The organism is Aestuariivirga sp., assembly GCF_037139295.1.
In the GTDB taxonomy this organism is placed as follows: domain Bacteria; phylum Pseudomonadota; class Alphaproteobacteria; order Rhizobiales; family Aestuariivirgaceae; genus Aestuariivirga.
In genome coordinates this window covers 1-15,269 of the sequence record NZ_JBAXGR010000077.1, presented here as the reverse complement: position 1 = coordinate 15,269, position 15,269 = coordinate 1, and the positions used below count along the sequence as shown (strand labels likewise).

Below are 15,269 nucleotides of genomic sequence, written 5' to 3'. Positions count from 1 at the left end.
GGAGCCGGGGCTTTCCTCGTGGCGCAGCGGCCCTCCTTCTGGCTCGAGTTCGGTGCATGGCTGGCGAAGGCGTGGCGCTATGTCTCGAAGAGGATGCCGCCGAAGGAGGAGGCTGCGTGGCGCGCGGCCGAGTGGCGGGGGCAGGGGGATGAGTGGTTAAAGCAGCGGTGCTGGGTGAGGCGGAAAACGCAGACTTGAGGGGCGGTGCAAAAGGCTAAGGCCTCCCCCAAAGCTCTCCCCGCGCGGAAGTCCTGCGTCTGAACGCGGAACCGTTAAACCCCGACGTCTGTACTACTGCGGCAAGGCCGCAGAACATCAAACTCAGATGCGCCAGATCCTCTCTTCGATCACGCGCCCAATTGTCTCAAATTATCTGACGACGGACACGCACAGGCCGGCGACCCCCAACGGGGTCGGTGCGACTTCGCTTGCCTCACTTACGCTTGCGGCCTGCCGTCTTCTTGGGAGCTGCTGACTTTTTACTAGCGCTTGCCGCCCTACCAGGCTTGCGCCGGCTGGGCGCACCGGCGGGCTCTGCTTCCTCGTCGGCGGTCACCTGCACGTCGCCCTTCCGGAAACTGATCCGCCTCTTGGTCTTGCGTTCGGGCTCCGCGTCCTGCGGCGCTGAGGAGCGCGCAGAGCCGGCGGCGCCTTCATTGTTGATCTCCCTGGCGCCCCACTCCTCGGCATCAATCGCCTCGTCAAAGCCAATGAGGATAAGATCACCCACGTGGACGTGGATCGAAATTCCCTCAGAGCCTTTGCGCCGGCCGGTGACTGCATTGGTAATCGTCTGCGTGGCCTTTGCCGTGCTGTCGATTAAGTTGGCATTCCTCGACATCGTGGGCTTCTTTGCCATGTCATTTCCTCCTTGAACGTTGGGTGGGTGGCCGTGCCAGATTACTGGGCTAGCCGCTTCTGTGTGAACGCAATGGCTTCGCGCGCCCGGCCGAAGGCGGCGCGCAGCAGGTAGTAGTCTTTCAGGTTCTCTTCGGCGACCCAGTGCCCAAGGATTTCCGCCTCGAAAGCGTTGATGCTGCTAACCAGCTCGTTCAGCTCATCCTCGTCCTGAGCCTCGACTACGCGTTCCTCGTAGCTGCGGAGCCGTTCGAAGTTGTGCATGATGTTCCAGCGGGCGTGGAACTCTCGGTAATGCATGAAGGTGTGGAAAATTGGGTAGCCGAGCAGGAATGCGCCCAGCAGCCAAATCCAGATGCGTTCAACCAGTGAGGCGTAGAAGATCGGCAGATAGGAGAATATCGTCGGCACCCCATCGTTGAAGTAGCGCTCCGCCACGGGGCTCAAGGGAACACTCTTGTCCAGGTATGTCGGGAAGGTCACGCCGGCCGAGAGGTCATCATAGTGCGAGGACTGGTAGTCTCGCGCGGCGAGCAAGAAACCCCATTGCAGTGCGGGGTGCAAATCCGCCTCGATCAGGAGCGTGACCGTCGTGCTCAGCAGTGTCAGGTCCGTCGGGGGACGGGTATTGCCAATGTCAAAGTAGCCAGCGGGGAGCTTGAGCTTCGAGAGATAGGGAAGCTTCTCGACATAGGCGTCAGCGAGCTGCCAGCTGAAGAGTTGCAGGTCCGGGCTGGCGATCAGCTGCTTGATGTTCTCCGATGCAATGCCATCGACAGTCCACATGGCGTCAATATCACCCTTCAGCAGTGCGACCGCGGCGTCGGTGTCCGTGAGTTCAAGAATCTGAATGTCACCGACACCCGGAGGCTTCGCGAGTGCATAGAGTTCCCGCATGAACCTGTTCGAGAAACTACCAGCGGGACCGATCGACACGCGCTTGCCTGCCATGCCAACGAAGGGGCCTGGTCCCGAGATAGTGGGACCCCGGTAGAAGAACCAGCCGGGCGCAAATTTTATGCTTCCGAGGGACTGATATCGCCCGTTGTTCGCCTCAATCATGCTGCCGGCCAGGACGAAGCTGGCATTCAGCGGCGCGCTGTCCCTCTGCAGCTGGTCGGCGCTGTCACCGATGTGCGAAACATCGGCAAGGTCGAGGTGCAGACCGTCCTTCTCAAAGAAGCGTTCGTAGCTCTCGGCGATGTCGCGATAGCTCGATCGGGACTGCGCATAGCCAAGGACCGCCGTGCTGTTTGTGCCGATGTCGAGATAAGCAAAAAGACCAAGAATAGCCGCTCCCGCAGCAATCCACAAGATTAGGTAGTAGCGAACCCACTTACTGAATGACTTCAGCTCATCTCCGAATTCGTATCGAAAATAATAGAAGAGTTCCTGGACGAAATTCTCGGGATGCTTGCTCATCAGTATCGTTCTATCGGTCGATTTCGAGTGGCATCATGAGGGAATTTCCGATCCCTTGCCACATGGTTTCTACTTACTTGTCGCATCCAGTGTTTGCGCCTTCCTGAGTTCACGCCTCTCCGTGCGCCGCTTTTGTCGTGAGGCCTTCGCTTTGATCCACTTGCTGGTGGACGCGCGGAACTTCTTGATCATGCGGAAGGTCGGATAACCTAGGATAAAGGTGCCGGCGAGCCAGATCCAGATCCGTTCGACGATAGATGCGTAGAAAATTGGCAAATAGGAGAAAACTGTCGGAACACCCTCGTTGAAGTATTGCTCGGCGACGGAACTTATGGGCACGCTTTTGTCGATATACTTGGGAAAGCTCACCTCCCCGGAGAGTTCGTCGTAATGGGATGCGTAGTACTCCTGCGCGGCCAGCAGAAAGCCCCATTGCAGGGCAGGGTGTAGGTCTGCCTCGACCAGGAGCGTCACGGTGGAGCTCAGCAATTTGACGTCCTTGGCGGGTCGTGTATCGCCGATATGAAAGTAGCCTGCGGGAAGTATCAGCCTCGAAAGATAGGGCAGTCTTTCAAGATAGGCATCAGCCAGTTCCCAGCTGAAGAGATGAATATCCGGGCGGCTGATTAATCTACTGACGTTGTCGGATGCCGCGCTATCGATCATCCAGACCGCGTCGACGTCGCCCCTCAGAAGTGCTGCCTTTCCATCACTGTCGGTGAGCTCAAGGATCTCTGCCGGCCCTGCGCCCGGGTTCTTTCCAGCGTCGTACAATTCTCGCAGGATGCGATTGGAGAAGCTGCCCCTCGGCCCCCCGGAAATGCGCCTGCCGGCGAGAGCGGTGAAAGGGTTCGCACCCTCGATCGCAGGGGCACGGTAAAACAGCCATCCGGGAGCGAGCTTGATGCTGCCCAGAGAAACAAGCTTTCGCGTGTCAATGCTCAGCGTGCTGCCGGCCAGGATGAAGCTCGCATTGATGGGTGCAGCCTCCCTCTCCAGTTGATCGGCACTCTCGCCGATATGTGACACATCCGTGAGTTCAAGATGGAGCCCGTTACGCTCGAAAAACGTCCTGTAGAATTCTGCGAGGCTGCGGTAGCTCGAGCCGAGCTGAGCATTGCCGAGGACGGCCGTCTTCTGGGTCGCGGTCGTGAGGTAGATCCCTAACCCGACAACGACCAGAGCTCCGAAAATCCAGACGGCGACATAGTACATCACCCACTTGCGGAACGAGGTCACCTCATCCACGAGGTCGTACCGGAGGTAGTGTAGAAGCGCCTGAAGGAAGCTTCTCGGATGCATTCTCATGTGAAGGACTTTTATCTGAGCTCTGGCTTCATATGCCATTGTCGTTCCCCAGACAAATGGCGGTAGTTACTTGTGTGCATCGGGTTAAGGGAGACGATCCCGGGGGTACCTTGAGCCTGTTAAATCTGGCGGGTTGCGGCGTACACCCTTCTATGCAGTGTTTTTACTTAGTGGATGGGGCTGCCGGCACGCGAGCTGCGTAACGTAAAGGCGTACAACACCCTCTGCCCGCATGGTTCGCTGGGCTATCGTCCTCCAACTCCAGAAGTCTTCATTCCGCAGTCCGCGCGGGAGGCTGCGCTACCCCGACAGGCTTCGCCGACTGCGCTGGCGCCTAGGCCACCCATGCACTAACATTCAACCTGGTCCACTCGTTTGGGGCCGATCACCAGGAGAGGCTAATCAGCGCCCAACGTAGTGAGGAAGTTGTCTTCGTACGCTGCCGCGTCCGCCTGAAGGCAGACGTCCACGTAGGTGCCTGTCAAAGACACGACCGTTGCACCCGCAGCATTATCATTCAAGGGTTTCCTTCGCTCGCCCTCAAAACTGGAATAGGGAAACAAGCTCATCGGTTGACCGCTTGGCACGCCCGTGTCACTGCCCGCGTCAGTAGTCACTCCAAGATGTAGCCGTTCGACTTTGTTACATAGATCGGGATTAAGAGAAATCACTGCTGTCAGCGGATCCCAGTGATAGTATTCTCCATTGTTCACGGACTGACTGATCCACGTGAAGGTACGATTTACGAATGCTCCGAGCGCATTCTTGCGCAATTGCTCCGTGCGTCGGATGAATGCTTCCGTCAGCGGTAACTGGTTGGTGGCGTCAAGTGGCACTAGCTTAATCGGGATCCCACTCTCGAAGACGATCTTGGCTGCAACCGGATCAATGTAGTAATTCCACTCGGCCTTTGTATTGCGGAGAGTGTCGGTAAATCCAGGCACCCGAAGATTTCCCTCGGCGTGAACTGCACCCCCCATGGAGACGACGACTTTAACCTTTTTCTTCAAGTGGGGCGAAAGCTTTAAGACCGTGGCGATATTCGTCATGCTTCCGATGGCGAGGATCAGGACCGGCTCCGGACTGTTCGCGAGGAGGTCAGCCAGCAGCGTTGGCCCGTCAACGTTGCTTTCTTCATGCTGCGGCGATAATGCAGTTTCCCCCATTATGTCGGCGGCATTCCTGCGCCACAATTGCGGATAGGAGGCATAGCCGTCCATCGGCCAGGTCGAACCGCACCCAACGGGCCTGTCGGCGTCTTCAGGCGACAGGCCAAGAAGATATCGAGCGTTTCGAACCCCCTCATTGCACGGAGCGAGACCATTCCCTACGATGGTAACACCTAGCAAATTGGCCTTGGTGCTGCTCACTACGTACGAAAGTGCCATCCAGTCATCAGTGCCCATGTCAGTATCAACGATAATCGGAATTTGGCCGTCTAGACCTTGAACTGATGAACCTCCCGACGTGGCGCTTTCAACTTGAAGCAGTGCAAGAAGGGCGAAACCTAAAACGACACTGAGAATACTAGGCAGAGGCATCAACATAATCCTTGTCCCAATCCGATGATGGAGTCCCTCAAATAGACGACTATGCGCTAACACAAGAGTGACTATTGCATATCCAGATAGCCATCAAAAGCGTTGCAGTCATTGGTGCCTACTTCTGTTTTTCCAGCGAGTTTGACGGTTCGATGTAGGCGTTCGTCTGGTTTCTGCCGAAGTGCGCCGCTTCGAAGTTGTCCTGAGATCAAGAGATGGGCGCATCGTTAGCAGGCGTAGGATTTCGCGCTAGGTGCAGTTGTGCAGAGAACCCGACGGGGTGGTGAAGCTGGTTGAGGTATTCAAAAGACTCTTGGGCGTTCAAGAAGCGTCCAGAATTAGTGCCGTACCGTCGTTAGCGGCTATTTCGGTTTCTGCCCGGAAGCCTCGTGCTCGGCGAACATCTTGTCGGTGAGATCGGCCAGAACGCCCCCTAGCAATAGCTTGTTGGTGTAAAGCGGATGCGCGGCGGCGACGATGTCGGCAGAACGGATGTTGATGTTGGCCACGTACTTACGTACGTATGCCGTGTCGGAACCATACACGATACGTGGGATGCCCGCCCAAACCATGGCGCTCATGCACATCGGACAGGCTTCGCCGGTCCCGTACATTGTGAGATGTTCCCAACCTTGGTTGCCATTGCGCGCGATGTAGTCATTCATCGCGACGACCTCGGAGTGAAACATTGGATTTGCAGCCATGTTCACCACGCCCTCGCCGACCACGTTGCCCGTTCGCTCGTCGACGATGATGGATCCGAAAGGCCGTCCCGGATTGCGGTTGGCCTGCTCAATAGCGAGACGCATGTACTTCTCGTGCCGTGCCATGTCGGCTGGGGTCACGGGCGGTGCTTTCGTCTCAGCCTGCGCGAGCGTTCCTGCGATCGTCACTCCCGCCGTCGCAATCGAAGCGGCAATGACAGCACGTCGACCAACTCGTCTTCTCATTGGAACGTCTCCCTCACGCAACGTCAGTTGAGGTTTTGGCCTGACCGACATTTTGTACCAAGTCGAGTGAGAGACTATGGAAAGTCTGCGGTTCCGTCGAGTGCGGGGCGCGGCGCGATGGTGACGTGCTCTTGCGGACGGTTGCGCAGCCTCCCGCGCGGATTGTGGAATGATGACCTCCAGGACTGCCTGGCCAACGGGGGTTTGGTGATCCTTCCCTAACCGCCATTTCTGAACCACACGAAATGAGAGAAGATAGCCTAGAAAGGAGAAGGCCTAGGCCGAAGTATCGCAAAGGTGCACCCTACACGCCTCGTTTCGTCGGCATGCTTCAGGATCGTCAGTTTGCGCTGAGTCTAGCGATCGTTCCAGGTCATCTAAGACAACCTTCTAGCCCAATAGGGCTATGAAACAGGATGTTTCGCAAAATCGTACATATCCACAATCAGGGCAACTCACGATTATTAGGCGATTGGACTACCGCAACTCGTCGAGTGTCGCCGGGCCCGATCCGCCGGAGACCAGGGCTGGCCATTGCTTAGAATTGAAGGGAACTGCGGGAGGAAGAAAAGGTTCGTGTCCGCGCGCTTTCATCTCCGCGATGATGGCCTTGCGAGCGTCGGTTCCCATCAACTCATAGTCCATCACGTGGTAGTTGTTGAAGAATAGACCGCCAACCGAGCGGTCGGAGATGATGCGCACCAGCGACGTCATCATGTCCTCGGGTGTCGTCGTGAAAGAGATCGTTTCAATGAGCATCAAGCGGTCGTTGATTGCTTCGGGGCCGAAATACTGTGCCAGCACGCTAAACAGCACGTTGTTCTGGCGTGCGACATAGATTGTGTTGCTTGCCGCATAGGCGTCATCGAAGCTTCCACCCAGATCCTTCTTCCAGCCGTCTAGCACCTTCATCCAGTGAGCTACTTGCGTTTCGGCTGCCCAGGCGATGGCATGGCGCAGAAAGGGTGCCTGTTGTTTGGCAAAGGCTTGTACGGCTTCTGCAGTGATGATGCCGTGCTTGAGGCAGGCTTCCATAAAAGCGATGTTGTTGTCCAGAATGGCGCGCGAGTTGGGACGCCAGTCATCGGGCATGTCGACCGCATCGATGCCTTCGCGCGCGCTCTCCATCTCAGTGAGGTATGCCTGCATGGATGCAACCCAACTCTTGTTCTCGGGATGTCCGACATAGGGCAATACCACTAAGGAGATAGCCATGGTGCTATGGCCCAGTGACTTCATGACCTGGTATACCTTCGGAACGGGGGGGGCATCGACGCGCTGCTCGCCAGGTTTGTAGAGGACCATGCGCCCGCCAGCAGAAGAGAATAGTGCCAGTATGACAGGGTGCCGAGCGAGGATGTTGTTGCGGAAGGTTTCCCCTGCGCTCTCGTAAAGAGAAAACATAGAGGTGTTGAGCCGCAGCACATTCTGCGTCGCGATTTCGCTGGCCGATGGCGTGGGCGCGTTGCCGGAAATGGGCTTGAGGTATTCATCCAGACTGGAGGACATGGCTGGCGATCCGGCGGCGATTGCTGTGCTCATCAAGAGCCCAAGAAAAAGATGCTTCACAAGTCTCTCCTATTTTCACGCTTGAATGTTGCACTGTAAACGCATCACCGCAGGTTCTGCCGCTTTCCCGGTCGTGATCACGGGCATTCAGCACCGGTGTCGACCCATGTCTGAACCAGCGCCTTCGCCTGCTCTTGCGTGCCCGGAGCCGGTGTGCGGCCAATGCCGGGGTTCCAACCCCATCCCACCAGCTCGTCGTCTCCGATGTGGTGGACGAGATCCGCCAGCGACTTTCCACCGTTCAGTTTCGGATCGCGCATCTGCACGCAGATCTGCGAGAGCGTCTTGCCTTCCCATGTCATTTCGCTGGGTGCCATGAGCCAGGGCTTGTTGCCTGGCATGCGGGCTGGATCGAAATTGGTGGCCAAATGGCAGATCGGGCAGCGCATCGCCGGAAGGCCCAGGCCATCAGGGCCGCGGAACACCGGCGGCTGGTGCAGCCGGCCGCTGTCGCCCTGGCGTGGACGATCATTCGCCGCATGACAGTTCATGCAGCGCGGGCTGGTCAGTACCTTTCCAATCTCGGCAAACAGCGCGAGCGAGTGCGCCTTGGCGTTGGCTATGCCTGCAAAGTTCTCCGCCGGTGCGAGCGTCAGGCGCAAGGACCCCGCCAAGGCTTTGCCCGCCATGAGGTTCGCCGCAATAATGGCGGCGCAGGAAAACAGGAAGGCGAGTATCAGTCTTTTGCAGTCGCTCTTCATTGCGTGGACTTCACAACAGATAGCGGGCGGGTTGAGCGAGGATCACGTCGCGCACCGCCTCATGGTAGCGCACATAGCCCGTGCAGCGGCAGAGATGGCCATCGAGTGCTACGAGTATCGTCTGTTCCAGAGCCTCGCGCGCCACGGGCTGGTGCTCCAGACGCTCCAGCAGCACCTGCGCCTCGTTGAGAAATCCCGCTGTGCAATAGCCGCACTGGAAGGCGAAGTGGCGGATGAATGCCTCCTGAAGCGCGGTGAGCTGGCCATTGCTGGCATGCCCCTCTACCGTGCGGATGCTCTTGCCGTCGAAGTTCATGGCGGGGGCGGTGCAGGTTGGCATGGTAGCGCTGGTTCCATCCGGATCGTCGACGATCACCGCACAGCTCAAGCACTGCGCGGCCCCACAGCCGAACTTGGTGCCTGTCATGCCCAACACTTCGCGCAGGAAGTCATTCATCGACAGATCGTCGCGCACCTCGATGGGGCCGTGATCCTTGCCATTGATCTTCAGGCTGATGGCACTCACGTCAGAACTCCCTTTATCATGTCGGGCGTTACCGGCAGTGATCGGAATCGATGGCCGGTGGCGTCATGAATGGCGTTGAGCAAGGCCGGAACGATGGGGATCATCACCACCTCGGCGATGCCCTTGGGCGGTTCCTTTGGGGAGACGGGCGGCAGCACCTCAATTTCAAGATTGTGTATGGGCAAGTCCGAGGCGCGTGCCACAATGTAGTCGCCCAGGTTCCACTTGCCGTTGCCGGGACCATCCTCGAAGCGCGGTAGGGTTTCGAGCAGGGCGTAGCCCACGCCCATCGCAAAGCCGCCCTGCGCCTGGCCTTCTACCAGTTCGGTGACGAGTACCTCGCCGCATTCCAGCACGCTGTAGGCTTCGACGATATGCAATGCGCCGGATGCGCGGTCGATCTCGATGCGAACAACCGTGCCGCAGGACGAGGTGAATGAAGTGCCGATGCGGTTGTAGTCCGTCGGCGGGAAGAACACGAAGCTGCGGTCAAGCAGTTTGTAACTGCCACTGCCACGGCGGATGGACAGGGCGTCGATATCCGCTGTCCACTGCATGTCGTCGATTGGGAAGGCGGCCTGTGCCCATGCCCAGCGCGAGAAGGCATGGGCGATCGCGCCCGTGACCCCTTCTTGCTCATGCGCCTTTGCCGCCACGTCGGCCTGCGCGAGCGGTGGAAGTCCGGACAGGATGAGTTCCTCTCCCTGCCAGAATGCCTGCTCGAAGAGGAACGCGCGTGGATCAGCGGGCGCAATGCCCCAGAGGGCAAGCGCTGCTGGCCACATGCCGAAGCGGAAAATGATCCGTGCCGCCTGTGCCGAAGCCTGCGTTCCGACGTGAGCCCCGATCGATGCGGTGCTGGCGGTGCTGATCTCCGGCACCCAACGCGGGTTTTTCGCGGCCGCGTCCTGCTGGTCTTGGGTGATGGTATAGGGATCGCCGGTGGTGGAGAGTTCCAATTCATCATATGTGTCAATCCGGGCAACAGCGACGGCCGATGCCGCACGGCCAAGAATGGCTTCGATTCGCCGTGCCACCGCAGTGCCGATGCCGTTTCCCATTTCCACGGAATCGGTGTGAATGGTGATCGACCCATCGGGCGCAAGCTCGACCCGGCCCAGCGAGCAATCGGCTCCGGTGCCATAATCCTTGGTGCAGCAGGCGGTTCCGGTGCCGACGAGTGTGCCTACCGTGGTGGCCTTGTGCATGGAACGTTTACGCCAGATCGGATGCGCCTCCAGCTTGTCCAGTATCTCCGGGGTACGTACCGACACCGTCCACGGGTTGCCCGTCATCGAGGGGCCGCCGGTCTTGAGAAGGTTTCGGCGGCGCAACTCGATCGGGTCGATCTTGAGTTCGACTGCCGCCTCGTCGATCAGGGTCTCGAGTGCCGTCATCGTCTGCAGCGTTCCGTAGCCTCGCATTGAACCTGCCGTAACGCCGTGCGAGTGCTCCGCCACCGTGGTAACGTCGACCTTGGGAATGTCGTAGATACCAATTGCTGCCGTGGCCCCCACGATCGCTACGCTCGCCGAATAATTCGCAAGTCCGCCGCCGTCGAGAATGTGGTCGCCTGCAAAGGCTGCAATTCTGCCACTGGTCTTGTCGATGCCTATCTGGGAACGGATGCGGAAGGGATGTCGCTTGATGCCGCCCTGAAACTGCTGGAAGCGGTCATGCGCCAACCGGATCGGTTTGCCTGGAAAGAATACGGCCGCCAGAGCCACGTAGAGCGGAAACGGCGTGTGGTCACGTCCGCCAAAGCCGCCGCCGATATAGGCAAAGCGCCCGTCGATGCGTGCTGGCCTGATAGCCGTTTCGGCCTCGCCGAGCATGAAGGCCACCGCACTGGCCGCCTCGTATGGTGACTGCACGCCCAGAACGATCTCAAGCGCCTGCTTGTCCGGTGCATACCAGGCAAGGCCGCACTCAGGTTCGAGAAACATCGGGTCCACGGACTGGGTTTCGAAATTCCGGTCGAGCACCAGCAACCCGGCATCAGGCGACGCCAGCGCGGACCGGATGTCCTCTCCCAGCGCGGCGCCGCGCGTATAGGCCTCGTCCGTCTTGGGACCAGGCTGCCAGATCGGTCGACCGTCACTATCCTCGAGCGGCGGGTTAAGCCAACCATCCCGAAGCGGTGAGTAGACGTCGGGCGCGCCGTCAGCACCTGCCACGCGAGTAAACCTCAGCGTGGCGTAGTTTGCGCCGGGTAGTGGTCCTGTCTCGGCACCAAAGCGCAGCGGGCTGTGGTCGCGGAGGGCCGTTCGGGCCCGGTCATAGGCATCGAATGTCTCGAACAGCAACAGCGCCACCGGTTGTCCGAGATAGAGCGGCGTCGTGCCCACGGGGCAGAGTAGATTACCTTCATAGAAGTGCGGAACACGCACGCCTGATGTTGCAAGTTCAGCGGCTGTCACCACCACGTCCGGACGAGCATTCGCGCCCAGCGCATCAAGATTCAGCCCATCATAGACATGGCTCGCATCGGTCGCGCGGACTAGCAGCGCATGTGACGTCTGTGGTGGCCAGCCTGGCATGTCAGCGGCGCGAAAGTCCGACACATAGAGCTTTGCGCCCGTTACCTTTGCTAAACCATCGACGCGGCCCCTGACGGGGACTTCGGCACCATTCAGCGTCTCGCGTTCGAAGAAGGAAGGCTGCTCAGCCAGGGCGGCGCCCGGAATGCCTATCTTCGACAGCGTGAGCGCGATGCCGCTGACGCTCCCCGTCCTTAGAAAATCTCTGCGGGACAAACGCATGGGGTAGGCTCCTGTCGCTGAGCACGGCATGTGACGCAAGAACGGGGCGAAGGCATCCATCTCAGGCAACCATCTCATCCGCACTGAGGTTACACTTCCGCGTGACATCTGGTAAGTCACATTGTCAACACGCGCAGGTTTCGTGCCCATTGATCGGCCGTGGTTCTTTGGACGTGGTTCATGTTTTCAGCTGCATTGGCGCGAAGGTGGCCTAGCGGCAATTTTCACGCACAGGTGTTCAACCCTTCCTGTTTGCCTGTTGGCGATATTTCCAACATGATGGCGCCTGCTTGATAGGTGCAATGAATCTTGTGAGCAATGCACCGGCGTGCGGAGCAACAGTTTACTCCGGCTTAAGCATAGTCCGGTCAGTGGAACTGGGTTTTCGCGGGGGGCCACCGAAAATCAGATACCAATGTATTGGTGCGGGGTCCACCAGGGAGTGGAATGGGCTGAATGCTCCCAATAGTCCGCACTGGCCGGCGGACAAAAGAACCTTAATTTAACGATAGATGTGTTCTGGTGTCGTTACAATAGTGACCATAGGAAAGCAGTACGCGCCGGAGATGCCGTTCGCCAAGGATCACGACATGATCGAGGCATTCCCGCCGGATTGAGCCAATTAGACGTTGCAGCAACCGTGCTGTCAGGGTGATTGCGGGGCTGTTGGACAGTCCAGAATGCCTATCGCCCGGAGCCTGCATTTGAAGACTTCACCATAGGCACTGTCCCGGTCACGAATGATGTAGCGTGGCGCGGGGTCCCAACCCAAAGCTTCAGTGAGCTGCAGGGCGATCAATCCTGCTGACGGGTTTGCTGTCGTCGACAGGTGTAGTATCTTGTGCCGGTCGTGGTTCATCAACACAAACTCGAAGAACAGCTTGAACTAGATCGTCGGCACCACGAACAGGCCATACTTGTTGCCGAATACCGGCCGTTCGGGTCCTTTCCGACGCAAAGCATTTAGCTGGTGGCGCAACGCGATGATTTCCGTTTGCCGATCTGCTCGTGATCGGAAGAAAGCTGCAGGCCTGCACCCAAGGTCAGTCTGAGAATGTCGACCATGTCACAGAACATCCCCCAATGTCGGCCCATCGGCGAGCCAGGTTCGATTTGCGGTAGGCACAGACCGATCAATACTCGGTTTCGCTGAATACGGCGCTGCGCAATCGATCGTTGGGCTAGACGCGCTCCAGTTATTGGGTCTCGAGGCTGTCATGCGAGCTATCTTCCCAGAACTTAGCAGACTCCGCGCCGAAGTCATGCGCTCGCTCAAACCATGCCTGCTCCTCATCGCGTCAGTCACTTTCTGAGCTATCACGGGAGAACGGTCGACGCCGTTCTCCCGCATTCTCTGTTCAATCGCCGCGGTGGACGTCACTTAAGGGAAGGGGAGCCCACGTAGTTCACCGACTTGTTGGTGGCATCGGTCCACATCTGCCGCAGGCTGCTGGGCGTAACCGTTGGCTCATAGTGGCCGCCCGCGCCGCCAACCTTCATGAAGACCTCAGGGTACAACAGGAACAGAGCCGCCATCTGATCCCACATCAGGGATTTTCCGCCGGCCCTGAAGCAACAATCGATTGCCCAATAGTCGGCGCCGTCGACTGCCGCACCAAGCGACCCATCGCGCACCGTGCCCAGAAGTGCCTGTTTCAATGCATAGGGGAGGCCGCGCGGCTCCAAGGCTTGGACCATGGCGCGTGTCGGGCCATAGACAAACTCCTGGTTGCCGACTGGGTTCGAGTCGAGGGCGGTGCGTGGCGGGTCGACATAGAAGTACTTCAGCCGTGGAAGTTGTTTGTTGAATGCCAACTCGCAGGCGGCCATGTCATACTCGCAATTGAAGGAGTAGTTTCCGGGCTCTTGGCTTGTATCGCCACGCAGCGGCTTACCCATGATGACAACGTTCCTGATCTTCGAACGAATGGACGGGCTGTAGTGGATGAAGGACGAAAAGCTGCCGATGATTAGGACGTCAACAGACGAGCAGCGCTTGACGGATTCGACCACTCTCCTGACGTAATTCTTGCGGGTCTGGGGCGAGGGCGGAAGAGGTGCCGACATGAGCGCAAAGGACTTATTCATCATCGCCCGGTAGTCAAGAACGAACTGTCCCCATTTCGTGACAATCTCACTTTGCGACAAATTGGTAGTCTGTCCGATGATCACGGGGATGGAGCGTTGCTCTGGTTCGGCGATCAGGCGGGACAGCGCCCCGGCGCCTTCAGCAGGAAGCGTATAACCCTCGCTGGTAATGATTGCGGCGACATAGCGATTCCCAATGATCAGCGGGATAGCCATCATGTCGTCAATGTCGAAGTCGGTGTCGATCAGTGTGCAGGCAGACGATTTCAGATAAGCAGCTTGAGCCGGCGTAGCAACCGCCAATCCAGTCGCAACCGCCAGGGTGAAAAGAAATCTGCTCAGTAAAGTCAGGTGCATTGACATCTCCGTACTTAACAACTCAGCTGATACCAGCTTAACTGATCCAAGGTTAAGCGAATTCCTAAGAAGCCGGCTATCTATCCGTGCGTGCTCTTGATCGGCCCCGAACTAGCAGCCAATTTGAATGCTAGTGCATGATTGGCCTGGGCGCCAACACGGGCGGCGAAGTCGGTCGGGGCAGCTCAGCCGCCCTCTGAACGAAGGTCTCCGGGGCTGAAGTCCACAAAGGTTCCTCGATTATCATGCGGCAGGGGCCATTCTTCAACAAATTGATTGGGTCCACAAAGGGGATTCGAATTCATCCCAAAATCGATCTAAACAATATCAACAATTTACAATCAGAGAGTATTGGTTCCCAGCACCTTCTCCTCCGCCAGTATCCCCTCGCAAACTCCCACACAGCCCCGATGAGCGTCGAAATTCCTTTTGGTTTCACAAGGGTTTGGCAGAGGCGACCGTACTTCTGAGACTGCGCCAGAGCCGAAATTCGGTCTCAGAAGCCCCGTCGTCTCATTCCGACCGTACTTCCCCGAAATCAGTACGGTCAGAAAATATCGAGGTATTTCAAGGCATTAAAACTTCTGCGTATCCGTACTGGTTCGCATTGGTTCTCTCGCCCTCGGTCGGATTAGAACCCGCGGTACGGGTGCTGGAGCGTAGTTCTGCGGTACGCAGCATTGCGCTCCACTGTCGTTGGCTCAGCCAGGCGGCAGGACTTTGCGTCAAAATCGGTACGGAGTGTGGCATGGGATCGCTCCCTGTTTCCCGCCTTGAATCAATTCACAGCTGATTTGTGAAGCACCCAGAGTTACCTTCAACGCGGATTGGTATTAGGTCTGAGGATTGCCCTGTTCCTTGTAACTCACTAGGCTTGCATTTCGTCAAGAGGGGATGAATTCGAAATGGGTGTAAAAGCTGGCAGCAAGCCACGTGATGATGTCCGCCATGGCGAACTCGATGATGCGATTTTCGCGGCAAGCTTCGGAAAACTCGTTAGAAATGAAGGGCCTGACATTTACAGAAAGGCTGATCGCTTCTTTCAGAACACACACCCCACTGCGGCACTCTCAAAACTGTGCAAGGATGTTTTTGGCCGTCACGCATCTCAGACCGAAGGAGGCGCTTATACGGCTCTTTTGAAAAACGAGTGGGTTACGCGGCGTGACCATTGATCTTCGGGAAGT

Annotated in this window: 12 protein-coding genes and 1 pseudogene; 3 read left to right on the top strand and 10 right to left on the bottom strand. The window is 57.8% G+C overall.

All coding sequences use genetic code 11. The annotated features are described in order from the left end of the window. The coding region (locus WCJ41_RS16190) for a hypothetical protein (RefSeq protein WP_336906871.1) at window positions 1-198 on the top strand (198 nt) is incomplete at its 5' end. A gap of 235 nt (window positions 199-433) precedes the next feature. Here WCJ41_RS16190 and WCJ41_RS16185 read toward each other — a convergent pair. The 3 genes from WCJ41_RS16185 to WCJ41_RS16175 all read right to left on the bottom strand — a co-directional run bounded on the left by WCJ41_RS16185 (window position 434) and on the right by WCJ41_RS16175 (window position 3,528). Beyond that, window positions 434-859 (bottom strand): hypothetical protein, encoded by a 426-nt coding sequence (locus tag WCJ41_RS16185; protein WP_336906870.1) that lies wholly within the window; start codon window positions 857-859, stop codon window positions 434-436. Between the two features lie 41 nt (window positions 860-900). After that, on the bottom strand, window positions 901-2,280 hold the full coding sequence (locus WCJ41_RS16180; protein WP_336906869.1) for a TAXI family TRAP transporter solute-binding subunit: 1,380 nt from the start codon (window positions 2,278-2,280) through the stop codon (window positions 901-903). Window positions 2,281-2,349: 69 nt separating this feature from the next. Beyond that, window positions 2,350-3,528, bottom strand: a complete 1,179-nt coding sequence (locus WCJ41_RS16175; RefSeq protein WP_336906868.1) for a hypothetical protein — start codon at window positions 3,526-3,528, stop codon at window positions 2,350-2,352. A gap of 273 nt (window positions 3,529-3,801) precedes the next feature. Here WCJ41_RS16175 and WCJ41_RS16170 point away from each other — a divergent pair. Further along, window positions 3,802-3,942, top strand: a pseudogene (locus WCJ41_RS16170) (IS3 family transposase); the annotation flags it as partial. 44 nt (window positions 3,943-3,986) lie between these two features. On the opposite strand, the gene WCJ41_RS16165 reads toward WCJ41_RS16170, so the two are convergent. The 7 genes from WCJ41_RS16165 to WCJ41_RS16135 form a co-directional block, all read right to left on the bottom strand. Next, the gene (locus tag WCJ41_RS16165; protein WP_336906867.1) at window positions 3,987-5,135 is read right to left on the bottom strand and encodes a nucleoside hydrolase; all 1,149 of its coding nucleotides are present in this window, start codon (window positions 5,133-5,135) and stop codon (window positions 3,987-3,989) included. Window positions 5,136-5,491: 356 nt separating this feature from the next. After that, window positions 5,492-6,079: a deaminase gene (locus tag WCJ41_RS16160; RefSeq protein WP_336906866.1), complete on the bottom strand. Its 588-nt coding sequence runs from the start codon at window positions 6,077-6,079 to the stop codon at window positions 5,492-5,494. Between the two features lie 477 nt (window positions 6,080-6,556). After that, complete coding sequence (locus tag WCJ41_RS16155) at window positions 6,557-7,648, bottom strand: hypothetical protein (protein WP_336906865.1); 1,092 nt, start codon at window positions 7,646-7,648, stop codon at window positions 6,557-6,559. A 77-nt stretch (window positions 7,649-7,725) separates the two neighbouring features. Further along, on the bottom strand, window positions 7,726-8,349 hold the full coding sequence (locus tag WCJ41_RS16150; RefSeq protein ID WP_336906864.1) for an Isoquinoline 1-oxidoreductase subunit: 624 nt from the start codon (window positions 8,347-8,349) through the stop codon (window positions 7,726-7,728). A 10-nt stretch (window positions 8,350-8,359) separates the two neighbouring features. Next, a complete protein-coding gene (locus WCJ41_RS16145) occupies window positions 8,360-8,875 on the bottom strand; it encodes a (2Fe-2S)-binding protein (protein ID WP_336906863.1) in 516 nt (171 codons plus the stop codon). Beyond that, the gene (locus WCJ41_RS16140; protein ID WP_336906862.1) at window positions 8,872-11,637 is read right to left on the bottom strand and encodes a molybdopterin cofactor-binding domain-containing protein; all 2,766 of its coding nucleotides are present in this window, start codon (window positions 11,635-11,637) and stop codon (window positions 8,872-8,874) included. Before WCJ41_RS16140 ends, WCJ41_RS16145 begins: the two co-directional genes overlap by 4 nt. Window positions 11,638-13,014: 1,377 nt before the next feature. After that, window positions 13,015-14,082 (bottom strand): nucleoside hydrolase, encoded by a 1,068-nt coding sequence (locus WCJ41_RS16135; protein WP_336906861.1) that lies wholly within the window; start codon window positions 14,080-14,082, stop codon window positions 13,015-13,017. A gap of 905 nt (window positions 14,083-14,987) precedes the next feature. Between WCJ41_RS16135 and WCJ41_RS16130 the strand changes: the two genes are divergently transcribed. Then, window positions 14,988-15,257, top strand: a complete 270-nt coding sequence (locus tag WCJ41_RS16130) for a hypothetical protein (RefSeq protein ID WP_336906860.1) — start codon at window positions 14,988-14,990, stop codon at window positions 15,255-15,257. Window positions 15,258-15,269: the final 12 nt, after the last annotated feature.